A 14,223-nucleotide genomic window follows, 5' to 3' on the forward strand; every position below is an offset into this window, starting at 1 on the left:
CGGGCCCGTGTCGCCCCCTCGGTCACTCCCCCAGGAAGGTACTGACGCGCTCGGCGACCATCACCGCCGTGGCGTGCGGCCCACGGCTCGGGACCACCGGGAACACCGAGGTGTCGGCGATGGTCAGCCCTTCCATTCCGCGGACGTTGCACCACTCGTCCACCACCGCCCCCTCGTCGTCGCGTCCGCCCATCCGGCAACTGCCGCACAGGTGCAGCGACGTCCCCAGATGCGCGAGCACCGAGCGGTCGGACACCTCCTCCGACAGCGGCACGACGAACGGACCGAGCTCCGGCGAACGCAGCAGTTCCAGTGCGATGGCCTGCCCCTCGCGCAGCGCCCGGCGGTCGGCGGCCGATTGCGCGTAGCGGTATTCGATTCGGGGACGGTCCCGGCGGTGCCGCGACGTGAGCCGGATGTCGCCCCGGCTGTCCGTCACCATGAGCCCGATCCCGAGGACCGGGTCGGGCTGCCCGGATCCGGGGACGAGCACGTCGAACGGCGCCGTGTACGGACGGATCTCGAGGTCGCCGACATTCAGCACCGTTTCGACGACCGGACTGGTGTCGCTGCGACGGAGCGTGTCCCGGATACGGTACGGCAGAGCCACTTCGGGGTGGTCGCTGAAGTCGCTGCCGACCCCGGGCGCGTCGAGTATGACAGGAATGTCGTTGTCTTTCAGGTGTTCTTCCGGACCAATTCCCGAAAGCATCAGCAGCACCGGGGTTTCGACGGGACCTGCCGCCAGCACGACCCGACCGGTGCGGACCGTGCGCCGCACGCCGTCCGACTCCACCTCCACTCCGACGGTCTCGTTACCGGAGAACAGGATTCGGATGACGTCGGAATTCGCTTCGACCGTCAGATTGGGCCGCTCCCACGCCGGCAGCAGGTACGCCACCGCCGTGCTGACACGGCGGCCGCCGTCGACATTCAGGGGCACCGGACCGATCCCGCCGACGCCTGCACCGTTCTTGTCCGGTTCCTCGGGATGTCCCGCGCCGAGGGCCGCGGCGCGGAATGCCGCACTGATCTCGCTCAGCCGTTCGGCGGGCTGCCTGCGAACGGGCATCGGCCCGGTCGTGCCGTGCCGGGAATCGTCGAAGTCGGCGTCACGCTCGAGCGCCCGGAAGACGGGCAGCACGTTCTCGTACGACCACGACGCGGGCCAGTGCCGGAAATCCGCTTCCGTCCCACGGACGAAGTAGGCGCCGTTGACGGCGCCCGAACCGCCGAGGACGTGCCCACGCACCATGGCCGAGGGAACGCTCGGTGCCAACTCCACGCCGTACGTCTCCGCGAACGCGCTGCCCGGACCGACCGGCAGTGTCCGGTAGTCGAGCACGGGACAGTCGGCCACCGACCGGTAGCCGGGTCCGGACTCGAGGAGCAGGACCGATCGTCCGGGATGCTCGCTGAGCCGAGCGGCCACCACACATCCGCTCGAACCGCCGCCGACGACTACGACGTCGGCGGCGCGAATCGGATCGGCCACTACGACTTCAACCGGGGCTTCAATGCGTCGAGGTCGCGGGCGGTGATGGCGCCCTTCCAGAGCCCGGCGCCGTACGCGACGTCGTCGATCCGCTTGAACACCGTGTGCCGCACGGGTCCCAGCCCTCCGGGCTCCCGGTGAGTCACCCAGTCGGCGACGCCCTCGGCGACGGCGATCGCGAGCGCGATGCGGCGAATCCGTTTCGAGAGCAGCACCGCCAGCAGGGTGATGGGCCAGTAGTGACGACACATTGCGGACGCCAGCTGCCAGGCACCGCCGGCGAAGCCCTGCGCCGCGAGGATCGCGGCGATGCGGGTCGGCTGGTCGAGGCCCGTGAACATGCGGCGCAGGCGCAGCACCATCATCGCGACTGTGGCGACGGCGCCGAGCAGGCCCAGCCGGGTGCACGTGGCGGCGGCGAGGCACGCGAAGAACGTCCACGGCGACATCGACAGCGGGGGAACCATGCCCGAGTGCCTCGCCGCCAGCGGCGCCGCACCGGTGCCGTAGAACAGCTTGCGGTCGAACCACTTTCCGAACGTCACACGGTGATCGTGCGCAACGTGGGCCACGGGCTCGTATCGCAGTCGCCAGCCGGACTCCTGGAGTCGCCAGCACAGGTCGACATCCTCCGCCACGTGCATGGACTCGTCGAAACCGCCGAACTCGTCGAGCACCTCGCGACGGGCGATCATCGCAGCGCTCGGGACGTATGAGACCGGGCCGCCGGACTGGACCGCGGACTCCTTGCGTCCGAGGTCGAGGGAGGAGCGGGCGTGCTCGTACCGCGCGAGTGTGCTCGCCTCGGGTTCGAGCGCCACGATCCTCGGGGCGACGAGTGCGACGGCGGGATCGCTGAAGTGGCCGAGCATGACCTCGATCCAGCCGGTGCGCGGCAGGACGTCGGAGTCGAGGAACGCCACGAACGGAGTTGCGGCGTAACGCAGACCGGTGTTCCGGGCCGCGGCCGGCCCCTTGGCCGTCTCGTGGCGCAGGACGGTGACGTGGCCACCACACCCGTTCTGCAGCGCGGGGGCGACGATCGGGACGTCGGAGCCGTCGTCGACGACGACAACCTCGAGTCCGCGGAGCGAGGCCAGCACCCGATGCAGCCCGGACGCGTTGTTCTTCACCGGAATGACAACGGTGACATCCCGGGGGGACGGAGTACTCATGGGGCGCGGGTTGGCGACTCCCGAATCGAGGAGGCGGCGTGCGACGACCGCGGACTGCGGATCGACGACCTCGAGGTAGCCGTCTCCGATCATGGCCGCCGCGGTGGGCGCCAGCTTCAGCATCCGAGTCGGCGAACCGCCGATCAACACTCGACCTCCGGAATATGCGCGTACCTTGGGGTCGATTCGGATCCCGAATCCATCGGGAAGTCGAGCTTGGCGCATCAGTCGATCGTATGCGGATCGGAGAGCGCTGGCAGGGCATGCCGGAAATTAGTCGCGTGGGCATGCCGGAAATCCGCCCTCGGCAACTCGAGGACGCCCGTGCGGGTCATCGGAGCCTCCCATCGGCGCCCGGTTCCCACCGGAGCCTTCCATCGGGGCCCGGTTCCCACCGGGCCAGTGCCTTGGTGACTGTGTGGACGAGTACGCCGAAGATCTGCGCCCCCTCCGCGGCCGTTGCGCCCGTCGGGTCACCGAGCACGCCGTTGGCCGACACGGCGACCATACCGCCTTCGCGCAGTCTTGGCATCAACCTCGCAACAGGTTCCGTATTACCGACTTCAGCCCTGGACAACCTCACCCGACCAGGTGAAAGGTGTAGCAACAAGGACGTTTCCGTACGCCCGGCATGGGCGTCCGCCCCGGGAACCGCACACGGCACCCAGGCCACATCGCGAGCCTCGTACCGAAGCAAGGCGACAGCCTTGACCAATGCGGGCCCGTTTCCGCCGTGCCCGTTGACGAACAGCACACGGTCGGCCCACCGGCACGCGGACCTGCCGTACTCGACCAACACGGCCTCCAGCGCCTCAGCCCCGAGCGACACGGTCCCGGGAAACCCCTCGTGCTCGCCACTGGCGCCGTAGGCGATCGGGGGTGCCACCAGCACGTGCGGCAGCGCGCGGGACACGGCGTCGGCGATGGCGGTATCGGTGTCGAGCGGCAGATGCGGTCCGTGCTGCTCGAGCGAGCCGACCGGGACGACGACCGTCGACACACGGGATGCGAGTTCGGGCCACACCGCGTCGTCGAGGTGTCCGGAATGGGGCATCCCCCGATGCTAGGCGACGCGGAACCGGCTGCTGCTCGCACTAGAGCGCGAGCGCCACCCGCTCCCCCTCGATGACGGCGGAATGCGCGCGGCGCGGAGCCAGGGCGTCGCCGATGCGATGAACCTCGATACCGCTGTCGGCCAGCTCTTTCCAGAGCCCGTCCTCCGGCTGCTGATGCGCCGAGGAGACCACCCAGTCGACGGTGAGTTGCCGCGGCTCACCGGTCGGGTGGTGCAGGAGCGTGACCTCGAGCCGCCCGCCGTCGACGACGTCGCACCCGGTCGGCACCACGTCCGTCACCTGCGTGATGCCCTTGCCGTGCGCCCGCCGGTTCCATCCCTCGAGGTCCAGCGTGATGCCCAGGTCCTGGCCGACGATCATCCCCGGAGTGCAGATCGTGACGGCACACCCGTCGTCGGCGACGAACTCCGCGACGGACGTGCCCTGATGAAATCCCAGTTCGTCGACCACCAGCACCGTCCCGGACGGACACGCGCGACCCTCCAGCACGTCCCGCACGTCCACCACCCGCCCCGACGCACCCGCCCAGTGCGGACGGCGCGGACGTGCCCCGGTCGCGAGCACCACCACGTCGGGACGTCCCCGCACCAGGGTCTCGGCGGTCGCGTCGGTGCCCGTCCGCACGTCCACACCGCGCCGAACGCATTCCGATTCCAGATCGACGACGAGGTCGAGGAACTCGCGGCGACCCGGGACGACGGCGGCCGTCCGGACCTGGCCGCCGAGAACAGTCGCGCGTTCGAACAGCGTCACGTCGTGGCCCCGCTGCGCCGCGGTCGCCGCGGCCTTCAACCCGGCCGGTCCACCGCCGACCACGAAGACCCGCCTGCCGCGAACGGTCGGTTCGGGCAGCGGGACCGCTTCCCTGCCCGCGCGCGGGTTGACAACGCATCCGAGCCACCGGCCCAGCCCCATGCGTCCGATGCATTCCTGATTGCACGCCAGGCACGTTCGGATGTTTCCCTCTTCGCCGGCCAGGGCTTTCGCCGCGAAGTCCGGGTCCGCGATCTGGCCGCGCACCACCCCGATCAGGTCGCAGTGTCCCTCGTGCAGAGCCTGGTCGGCCTGGTGCGGATCCGAGAATCGGCCGACACCGACCACGGGAAGACCGACCCGTCGCCGGATGGCGTTCGGGACGAACAGCGCGTACCCGCGAGGGACGGCCATGGACGCCTCGATCATGTGGAGCGTCTCGGTGGCCATGCCGATGGACGTGTTGATGTAGTCGACCCGGCCGTCCGCCTCCACCAGAGCGGCCACCTCCACCGCCTCGTCGAGGCGGACTCCACCGTCGAACAGATCCTCCCCCGCGAGCCTCACCCCGAGTGCGCGGTCCGGACCGATCGCGGCACGCACGGCCTCGACGACCTCGAGGAGGAACCGGGCACGGTTCTCCAGCGACCCTCCGTACCGGTCCGTGCGCTGGTTCGTGGCGGGGGCCAGGAAACTGCGCACCAGCGACGAGTGGGAGCACTGCAGTTCGATCCCGTCGAATCCGCCTCGGAGACAGTGCTCGGCCACGCGCGCGTACCCGTCGACGAGGGTCCGGATCTCCCGCCGATCGACCGCCTTGGGAACTTCACGGAACAGTGGGTCGGGGACGGCGCTCGGCGCCCACAGCGGCCGCCGCGAGTACATGCTCGATCCCTGGCCGCCGTTGTGGTTGACCTGAGCCAGGATCGGGACACCGTGCTCGTGGACCGCGTCGGTGATCCGCCGGTACCCCGGGACGACCTCCGGCCGGTACCCGGCGATCACCTTCTCGTACGGCCAGTCCCCCGGATGGGTGGCGTGCTCCTCGGAGATGATCAGGCCCGCACCGCCCTTCGCGCGCGCCGCATAGTAGGCGGCGTGCTGCGCGGTGGGCAGGCCGTCGACGGCGGACCCCGTGAGGTGCGCGGAGAAGACCACCCGATTGCGCAGGGTCAGCGGCCCCAGGCGCAATCGGGTGAACAGGTGGCGGTACGCGGAGGTGCTCACACCTTGGTGTTGCCCATGTCGACGGCGACCTGACTGCCCGTGACCCTCCGCGAACCGTCGCCGGCAAGCCACAGCACCGCGTCGGTGATGTCGTCGGTGTCGGCCAGCGGGTGGTCGGTGAGGATGGTGCCGAAGCTCGACAGATAGTGCGGGTGCTTCTCGAGTATCACGAGGCTGCCCGGATCGGTGCCCATCGGAGTCTTCACCCCGTACGGATGAATGGAGTTGACCCGGATGCCGTATTCGCCCAGTTCCTTCGCCGCGGTCTGGGTGAGTCCGACGAGCCCGAACTTGGAGGCGGCGTAATTCGCCTGCCCCGGAAGCGGCTTGATACCCGCGACGGAGCTGATCACGATGATCGAACCCCCGCGACCTCCCTCGATCAGCGCCGGGACCGCAGCCTTCAGCGTCTTCCACGCGCCGGTGAGGTTCACGTCGATCAGCGTCTCCCACTGCTCGTCGGGCATCTCCCAGAAGCGGCTCCAATTGCAGATCCCGGCGTTCGCGATCACGATGTCCAGCCGGCCGAACTGTTCGACTCCCCGGTCGACGACAGCCTTCAGTTGCGCACTGTCCCGCACGTCCGCCTGCTCGGCGAGAATCTTGCCGCCCTCGGATTCCACGAGCCGCACCGTCTCGGCCAGGTCGTCCGGCGTCGCAGGCTCGTAGCTGTTGTACTCCGACACCGGCCCGCAGATGTCCACGGCGATGATCGCCGCACCTTCCCGCGCCAACCGCACCGCGTGCGTCCGCCCCTGCCCACGGGCAGCCCCGGTGATGAACGCGACCTTGTCGTCGAACTGTCCCATGAAATGTCCTATCTCTCGTTGACGAGGGTGAACGGATGGTGGTCGAACTCGTTCTGTCCGTGTGCGGTCCAGGTCAGCGCCTCGGCGCGACCCTCACGGACCGCCTCGAGCAGTGTGCGGGGTGCCACGCAGTCGCCGACCCGCACCGCATCCGTGTGCGACGAGCCGAGTGTGTCCTCGGGAAGGCGATGCGAGCAGTCGATGAGCACGGCGCACGGCACCACCGACTCTTCGGCGGTGTACCGGTTTCGTAGGCGCACACCTTCGTCGCCGATCGACACGATGCGGCTGTCGAGGTGGCGCGTCACCCCGGCTCGTTGCAGACGGGTGTTGGCGTCGGCCAGGTCCCCGGTCATGCCGAGTCGTGAGCCGGCAACGGAATCCTGGGTCACGATGCTCACCTCCCGGCCCCGCGCCGCGAGCCATTCGGCGACTGCCACGCCGACCGGTCCGCCGACCGGGTCGAAGACGACGTGCGGCCCTTCCGTCGACGCGTCGGCGTCCAGCAGATCCGCGGCACCGATACACCGGACGCTCCCCTCGACCGGGAACGGCAACGCGCGAGGCCTGCTGCCGGTCGCGAGGATCATCCTCGTGCCCTCACCTTCCGCGGCGTCGAGTTCGGCGTCCGAGACAGCGGTACCGAGACGGAATTCGACTCCGAGCCTGCGGCATTCGTCCTCGAGCCAGTCGGCCAACGCCGTGAGGTGCGGCGCACCCGCGGCGGCCCGGATAATCCCGCCGAGCCGGGCCGACGCGTCCGCCACGGTCACGCTGTGACCGTTGAGGGCCAGCACTCGCGCCGCTTCGAGACCGGCCGGACCGCCGCCGACCACCAGCACCGCGCCCGTGGCCCCACCAGTGCTGTCCTCGGCAGGATCGACGGTCTCGTGTCCGGCCGTCGGATTACCGACACAGGTGACGACCGGATTGCGGGGGTCGAGCACCTGGCACGTCTGATTGCACAGGACGCACGGCCGCGGCACCGCACCGCGACGGATCTTGACGACGAGGTCGGGGTCGGCGATCTGGGCGCGCGTCATCTCGACGACGTCGGCGACACCCTCGTCGAGCGCCCGCCGGGCATCGGCCGGATCGACGACGCTGCCCTGCAGAACGACCGGGACCATGCCTGCGACGGCAACGCGGATGTCCCGGCAGAGTTCGGTGTTGAACGCGGGTTGCCGATGGAAGTCGGGGCGGTAGGCGTTCGGCGTCATCGGCCCGCCCCGGACCACCACGAGCAGGTCGAGAGCCCCGGCGAGTTCCCGTGCGTGCCCGGCGGCGATCGACGGCGTGATCCCCGCCCAGGACGTCGCCTCGTCGCAGCTCAGGCGCAGGGACAGGACCCGGCCGGGGCCCAACTCGTCGCGGACGGCTGCGAGGACCTCGCGGGTGAGGCGCAGCGGGTCGGCGCCGTATCCGTCTTCGCGCATGTTGGTGAGGTTCGAATGGAACTGTCGCAGCAGCCCTCTCGGTCCGGCGTCGAGCTCGACACCGTCCACGTCCGCGGACACGGCCGCGGATGCCGCGGCACGGAAGCCCTCGACGAGCTCGTCGATCTCCGCCTGCCCCATCTGCATCGGCATCTCACGGGAGATCACGTCGGCAATCCCCGACGGTCCCCACAGCACCGCCTGCGAATACGCACTCGACCCCTGAAGTCCGGTGTGACCCAGCCCGGCCAGCACCAGCGTGCCGTGCGGACGGCACGCCGCGACGACGTCCCGCCAGCCGCCGACGCAGTCGGACGCCAGCGGCGCGCGCTCGTACGGCCAGTCGGAGGCATGAACCGACGCCACCTCGGTGACGACGATCCCCGCGCCACCACGCGCCCGACGTTCGTAGTACGCGACGTGCCGCGGTGAAATCGTTCTTCCCGCACCGAGATTGGTGGTGTGCGGACCCAGAAGCACCCTGGACCGGGCGTGGCGTCCGGCCAGGGTGATCGGGTCTGTCAATTGCGCAGACATCTACGCCGTTCGTCGGTCAGGATTCGGCGCCGAGCACACGGGCGAATCCGGGCGGGATCACGACGTCGGACGGCGTGAGGTCGTGAATGTTCGCGTGACCCAGCCCGAGCAGTGCCGAGTCGATACCTCCACGGAGGACGTCGAGGACGTTCTCGACGCCGGCCTGACCGTTCGCCGAGAGGCCCCACAGGTACGCGCGGCCGATCATCACCGCCCGCGCACCGAGCGCGACGGCCTTCACGACGTCGCTGCCCCGGCGGATACCACCGTCGAGAAGCACCTCGACCTGGTCGCCGACGGCCTCCGCGATGGCGGGCAGCGCTCGAATCGGCGCCGGGGTGCCGTCGAGGTTGTTGCCGCCGTGATTCGACACGGAGATGGCGGTGACCCCGGCGTCGACGGCGCGCTTCGCGTCGTCGACCCGCATGACACCCTTGAGCATGAACGGCCCGCCCCACTGCTCGCGCAGCCACGCGATGTCGTCCCACGTCGGCAACGGCGTCTGCATCCACTCGCCGTAGGCGCCGAAGAACGTGGGCGGTTCCTGACCGGGCTGCGCCAGGTTCGGGGTGGTCAGATCCGGGATCTTGCGGGTCTTCGCGAACTCGTACAACCACTTCGGACGACTGATGCCCTCGGGGGCGAACTGGAGCATCGCCTTGAGATCCATCTTCTCGGGGATGGCCGGGCTCCCCCAGTCGCGTCCGTACGAGAACGACCAGTCGGTGGTGATGATCAGTCCGGTCGCCCCGGCGGCACGGGCGCGTTCCATCCGCTGGATCAACACGTCCCGGGTACCGACCCAGTACATCTGGAAGAACGTCTGAGGATTGGCCGCCGTGACCTCCTCGATCGACTTGCTCGCGAACGAACTCAGACCGATCGCCGTTCCGCGTGCCGCCGCCGCGCGGGCGACCGCGACTTCACCGTCGGGATGCACCGCCTGCACACCGGTCGGGGAGATCACGACGGGCAGCGAAATCGGCTGTCCCATCACGGTCGTGGACAGCTCACGCTTGTCGGACAAACCGACGACGTGGGGGGCGAACCCCAGCTCGGCGAACGCCGCGATGTTGTCGTCGACCGTCACGCCCCGCTCGGAACCGGCGATCAGCGCCGCGTACACCGACTTCGGCAAGCGCTTCTTCGCGCGACGCTGAGCCTCCGCCACCGTCTCGAAGAACGGATTCTTACCCATGGCAATACCTCTCGTACCTGGCAGACGACTTACGTCTGGTCCATGCCCGCAAGCGGGTTCTCGTCACAAATCTTGGCCGGCGGACGCACCATCAGCGTCAGCGGAACCGGCGCCCGCGGAGTCCGGCGCTGGCCGGTGCGGGAGTGGTCGACACTGGATTTCGGGATCTCCCCCGCGGCAGCCAACGCCAGTTCGCCGTTGCCGATCACACATTCGGGGTCCGGGCCGTCCATCGGCAGCCCGGTGAAGAACTTCGCGGCCATGCATCCGCCGCGGCAGGAGTCGTAGTGGTTGCACTTGCTGCACGCGCCGCCGGTCTGCGGGGACCGCAGCTCCTGGAACAGCTCCGACGTCTGCCACAACTGCTGGAAACCGCCGTCCGCCACGATGTTTCCGGCAAGGAACTGCTCGTGGATCGCGAACGGGCAGGCGTAGACATCGCCGATCGGGTCGATCAGGCACACCACCCGTCCGGCGCCGCACAGGTTCAGACCGGGCAACGCATCGCCGTAGGCGGACAGATGGAAGAAGGAGTCTCCGGTGAGCACGCCCTCGCCGTTGGCGACCAGCCAGTTGTACAGCTCACGCTGCTGCGCCTGCGTGGGATGCAGTTCGTCCCACACGTCCGCGCCGCGCCCCGACGGTCGCAGCCGGGTGATACGCAGGGTGGCGCCGTACTTGTCGGCCAGGGCCTTGAAGTCGTCGAGCTGGGACACGTTGTGCCGGGTGACCACCACGGAGATCTTGGCGTCCTTGAAACCAGCTTCGGACAGATTCTCGAGTGCCCGCACCGCCATCGCGAACGAACCCGGACCACGGACGGCGTCGTTGACCTCGGCCGTCGCACCGTCGAGGGAGATCTGCACGTCGACGTAGTCGCTGGCCGCGAGCCGGGCGGCGACCTTCTTGTCGATCTTCACCCCGTTCGTGGAGAACTTCACCCCCACCTGGTGGGCGGTCGCGTAATCGACCAGCTCCCAGAAGTCCGAGCGAACCGTCGGCTCACCGCCGCCGATGTTCACGTAGAAGACCTGCATACGCTGCAGTTCGTCGATGATCGACTTGCACTGCTCGGTGCTCAACTCCCGCGGGTCACGCCGGCCGGAGGAGGACAGACAGTGCACGCACGACAGGTTGCACGCGTAGGTCAACTCCCAGGTGAGGCAGATCGGGGCGTCGAGACCGAGTTCGAACTGGTCGACGAGGCGGCCGACCGGGGCGGAAGGCCTTTCGAGCATGGAGGTCATGGGCTGTGTCCTCTGGTACGGGTGGAGAGAGCTGGTCAGGCGGGGACGATCATGTGCGACTCGGCCAACGTGCCGAGCGCGCGCGCATACTGCGCGGCAGTGTCGTCCCCGATACCCTGCGCCCGCAGTGCGGACCGGGCGTCGGCGTGTGAGGGAAGCGCTTCGACCACCGCGACGATCGTGCGGTTCTTCAGGAACGACAACTTGCGCGTCCCGAAGTGGTAGAGCAGCGCCCCGAAAGGTTCGGGACGCAGCGCCACCTGCGGATGAAGCTTCCAGCCCACATCGAGATCGATACCGGCGTTGCCGGCCACTGAAGCAGAAGCTGGAGCGGACATGATCAGTACACGCCGCACATGCCGTCGATCGAGACCTCTTCCACCAGGGATTCCTCGACCAAGTCGTTTTCCAGCACGTTGTTGTCGCGATCCGACATGATTTCCTCCTACTGTTCGGTGATACGGCGCGAGCCGGAGGGATGTTCCCCGTCATAGGAGACCGTCCCTGTGACTCGCCTCACCACTGTAATGGCATTGAGTGCAGAATGACAGATCGGGAGGGGACGAAAATTGAGAAGTCGTCGAAAACCATCCAGTCGGATAGGGCGACGCCCGTCCACGACGCAGGATCGGATCAGTACCGTCGGGATCGAACTGTTCACGGAACAGGGGTTCGACGCCACCAGCGTCGACGAAGTCGCCGAAGCGTCCGGCATCGCCCGGCGCACCCTCTTCCGCTACTTCCCGTCCAAGAACGCGATCCCGTGGGGTGACTTCGACGCTCACCTCGCCGAAATGCGTGCCCAACTCGCAGCGCAACCCGACGACATCCCTATCGTCGACGGACTCACCGCAGCACTCCTGCAGTTCAACGCGTTCCCCGCGAGCGAGGAAATCAACCACCGCAAGCGCATGGGGCTGATCCTGCGAGTCCCGGCCCTGCAGGCGTATTCGGTGGTCATGTACGAAGGGTGGCGCAACGTCATCGCCGAGTACGTCGCGAGCCGGCTCGGAACCTCACCTACCGACCATGTTCCGCGGACAGTCGGTTATCTTCTACTCGGCGTTGCGATGTCGGCGTACGAGCAGTGGCTCGACGACGATTCGCTCGAACTGAACGAACTACTCGCCAGCGGAATGCAATCGCTCTACGATGGGCTGAGTTCCCTCGGCGAGCCCGACTCCCGAACCTGACCCACTCCCGCCATCACCTCTCGGCAAGGTTGCCTCGAATGACTTCCACTCTCGACACACCCGCGTTCGACTCTCTCGCACCGTGCGAATCCGGGCTGTGGTCACATGGTCACGTCACGGTCGAGCGGGTCGCAGCCGGGCCGCTCGCACTCACCCGTGACGGCGAGCAGCTGCGGGTGACGCACGCCCTGACACCCGAAGATCTGAGCGAACGACTCGTCGCCTCGGTTACCACGTCCATCGAGGACGCCGACTTCGGTCAGGACGAATTCGAATCGACCATGGTCGGACTGGTCCGCTCCACCGTCGACGGTGCGCTCGAAGCGTGGACCGTCTACTACCGCAACTCCCTGAACGAACTGCTCGACGGCACCGCCGACTTCGCACCGATCCACGAGAAGGCAGAACAACTGGTCCATGGCTCCGTCCTCGACCTCGGGTCGTGCTTCGGATTCCTTCCCCTCCGACTCGCCCGCGCCGGCCGGTCCGTCACGGCGACCGACATCCTGCCCGGCACCATGACCCTCCTCGACGCCGTGGCACCGGGACTCGGACTCGATCTGCGCACCCTCGTGTGCGACGCCGCGCACGTGCCGGTTCCCGACGACAGCGCCGACACCGTCACCGCAATCCACCTCCTCGAACATGTCGACGAAAACATCGGGGCCGCAGTGATATCCGAGGCCCTCCGCGTTGCCCGCGACAGGGTTGTCGTCGCCGTCCCCTACGAGGACGAGGCAACGGCCTGCCACGGACACATTCGCACCTTCGACACTCCGTCGCTCACGAAGCTCGGTGAATCGACGGGACGCCCCTTCGAGGTGTTCGAACACCACGGCGGATGGCTCGTCATCGACTGCTGACCACCTCACGACGCCCACAGATGCGCCGAGGTCGGGAGCGGCGGCGCGGTTGATCGGTAGTGGTGCCCGGTCGGGGTGCCGACGTCGATGAGATGGGTGCGGCCAGGGTTGTGTACGGGGCGGGCGGACCACCCGTCGCCTTCCTTCGCATGGTTGCACCCCTCGCACAGCCCGGACCCGTTGTGCACACTTGTCTCACCAGACCTCCGCCGTGAGCGGATGTGGTCATGATGCCGGATCGGCGCATCGCACCACGGGGTTCGACACGTCCGATCCCGCAGGTCGATCAGCTTTCGCAGGCTTTTCGGGAACGTGCGGGCTTGCGATTCCATCGCGGTCAGCGCCCCCGACTGCGGGCACGAATACACCCGCCGCAACGACGTCTCGGTATCTCCATCGACGGCGTCCGCCACCAACTGCCGGGCGATGCCTGCCGGCACCGGCCCGAACCCCTGGAGCTGTGCCGCCTCGTGCCCGCCGGCCAGCAAGGCCTCGTCCGAGAGCACCAGGTTCACCGCCACCGGAACACCACCAGCAGCGGCCCGCCCGGTGCCGCGGTCGAACAACAGGTCCACCATCAGCTGATTGCGGGTCCGGCCACCACTGTTGCCGGTGGCGATGACACTGTCCGCATCCCGCCCCAGCGTCGCCTGCAGACACACCGCCTGCTCCATCGGCATCAACACGCTCAGATAGGCCATCGAATCCGGCGCCGGCCGTGTCGTCACCCGACGCTCGGACACCGCCTTGCGGTGCCGGGCCACGACCGCCGCGGCGTCGAGTTCCACCGCCAACGTTTTCGCGCGTGCGATCAGCCCGCGGTCCCCGACGCCGTCGAGAATGGCCGGGTCCGAGCACAACCGGCGATCCACGATCGCCCGATCGACCGCCGACAGGCACGCCGTCTCCCGCACCAGCAACGTCGCACGCCATTCGTTCAACCGACCCGACCGCAACAGGGCCAGGGTGTGCGGCATCTCGTGCACCAGAGCCTGCGCGAAACCCAGATGTCGCCCGCCTCGGTTCGGGGACTCTCTGCGCGCCAAAGCAATCTGCGAGGCGATACCCCGGTCCCACTCCACCCGTGGCAACCCCCGAGCCCTGCGGTCCGCCCGAATACTCGTCGCGACACCATCGGTGATCACCGCCTGCACCGCGCACCCGACCGACTTCAACGCCTCGATCGCATCGAGCCACTCGATCCCCAACCCCGC

13 protein-coding genes are annotated in these 14,223 nt (G+C 68.3%); 2 read left to right on the forward strand and 11 right to left on the reverse strand.

Annotation, left to right across the window (positions count from 1 at the left end; translation table 11 throughout):
• Positions 1 to 22: 22 nt before the first annotated feature.
• The 10 genes from mftG to mftA form a co-directional block, all read right to left on the reverse strand.
• On the reverse strand, positions 23 to 1,495 hold the full coding sequence (gene mftG, locus G9373_RS14100) for a mycofactocin system GMC family oxidoreductase MftG (RefSeq protein ID WP_065490273.1): 1,473 nt from the start codon (positions 1,493 to 1,495) through the stop codon (positions 23 to 25).
• Positions 1,495 to 2,895 (reverse strand): mycofactocin biosynthesis glycosyltransferase MftF, encoded by a 1,401-nt coding sequence (gene mftF / locus G9373_RS14105; RefSeq protein ID WP_005571398.1) that lies wholly within the window; start codon positions 2,893 to 2,895, stop codon positions 1,495 to 1,497. The genes mftG and mftF overlap by 1 nt, the downstream gene beginning before the upstream one ends.
• Before the next feature lie 106 nt (positions 2,896 to 3,001).
• Positions 3,002 to 3,724, reverse strand: a complete 723-nt coding sequence (gene mftE, locus G9373_RS14110) for a mycofactocin biosynthesis peptidyl-dipeptidase MftE (RefSeq protein ID WP_005571400.1) — start codon at positions 3,722 to 3,724, stop codon at positions 3,002 to 3,004.
• A 40-nt stretch (positions 3,725 to 3,764) separates the two neighbouring features.
• Entirely contained in the window at positions 3,765 to 5,726 is a 1,962-nt protein-coding gene (locus tag G9373_RS14115; protein ID WP_167115537.1) for a mycofactocin system FadH/OYE family oxidoreductase 2, read from the reverse strand.
• The gene (locus tag G9373_RS14120; RefSeq protein WP_007295770.1) at positions 5,723 to 6,535 is read right to left on the reverse strand and encodes a mycofactocin-coupled SDR family oxidoreductase; all 813 of its coding nucleotides are present in this window, start codon (positions 6,533 to 6,535) and stop codon (positions 5,723 to 5,725) included. The genes G9373_RS14115 and G9373_RS14120 overlap by 4 nt, the downstream gene beginning before the upstream one ends.
• 8 nt (positions 6,536 to 6,543) lie before the next feature.
• Positions 6,544 to 8,508, reverse strand: coding sequence for a mycofactocin system FadH/OYE family oxidoreductase 1 (locus G9373_RS14125; protein ID WP_167115540.1), 1,965 nt, complete (start codon positions 8,506 to 8,508; stop codon positions 6,544 to 6,546).
• Between the two features lie 16 nt (positions 8,509 to 8,524).
• Entirely contained in the window at positions 8,525 to 9,706 is a 1,182-nt protein-coding gene (gene mftD / locus G9373_RS14130) for a pre-mycofactocin synthase MftD (protein WP_005253801.1), read from the reverse strand.
• Between the two features lie 29 nt (positions 9,707 to 9,735).
• Entirely contained in the window at positions 9,736 to 10,953 is a 1,218-nt protein-coding gene (mftC, locus tag G9373_RS14135) for a mycofactocin radical SAM maturase (protein ID WP_167115543.1), read from the reverse strand.
• Positions 10,954 to 10,988: 35 nt separating this feature from the next.
• On the reverse strand, positions 10,989 to 11,291 hold the full coding sequence (mftB, locus tag G9373_RS14140; protein WP_080578158.1) for a mycofactocin biosynthesis chaperone MftB: 303 nt from the start codon (positions 11,289 to 11,291) through the stop codon (positions 10,989 to 10,991).
• Positions 11,292 to 11,293: 2 nt separating this feature from the next.
• The gene (gene mftA / locus G9373_RS14145; protein WP_005573048.1) at positions 11,294 to 11,389 is read right to left on the reverse strand and encodes a mycofactocin precursor MftA; all 96 of its coding nucleotides are present in this window, start codon (positions 11,387 to 11,389) and stop codon (positions 11,294 to 11,296) included.
• Positions 11,390 to 11,522: 133 nt separating this feature from the next.
• On the opposite strand from mftA, the gene mftR reads away from it, so the two are divergent.
• Together mftR and mftM are read left to right on the forward strand one after the other, a co-directional pair.
• Positions 11,523 to 12,146 (forward strand): mycofactocin system transcriptional regulator, encoded by a 624-nt coding sequence (gene mftR / locus G9373_RS14150; RefSeq protein WP_005253797.1) that lies wholly within the window; start codon positions 11,523 to 11,525, stop codon positions 12,144 to 12,146.
• A gap of 38 nt (positions 12,147 to 12,184) precedes the next feature.
• Complete coding sequence (mftM, locus tag G9373_RS14155) at positions 12,185 to 13,009, forward strand: mycofactocin oligosaccharide methyltransferase MftM (protein ID WP_133986469.1); 825 nt, start codon at positions 12,185 to 12,187, stop codon at positions 13,007 to 13,009.
• A 5-nt stretch (positions 13,010 to 13,014) separates the two neighbouring features.
• Here mftM and G9373_RS14160 read toward each other — a convergent pair.
• The coding region (locus G9373_RS14160) for an HNH endonuclease signature motif containing protein (RefSeq protein WP_167115546.1) at positions 13,015 to 14,223 on the reverse strand (1,209 nt) is incomplete at its 5' end.

It is taken from the genome of Rhodococcus sp. A14, from assembly GCF_011603105.1.
Lineage (GTDB): Bacteria > Actinomycetota > Actinomycetes > Mycobacteriales > Mycobacteriaceae > Rhodococcus_F > Rhodococcus_F opacus.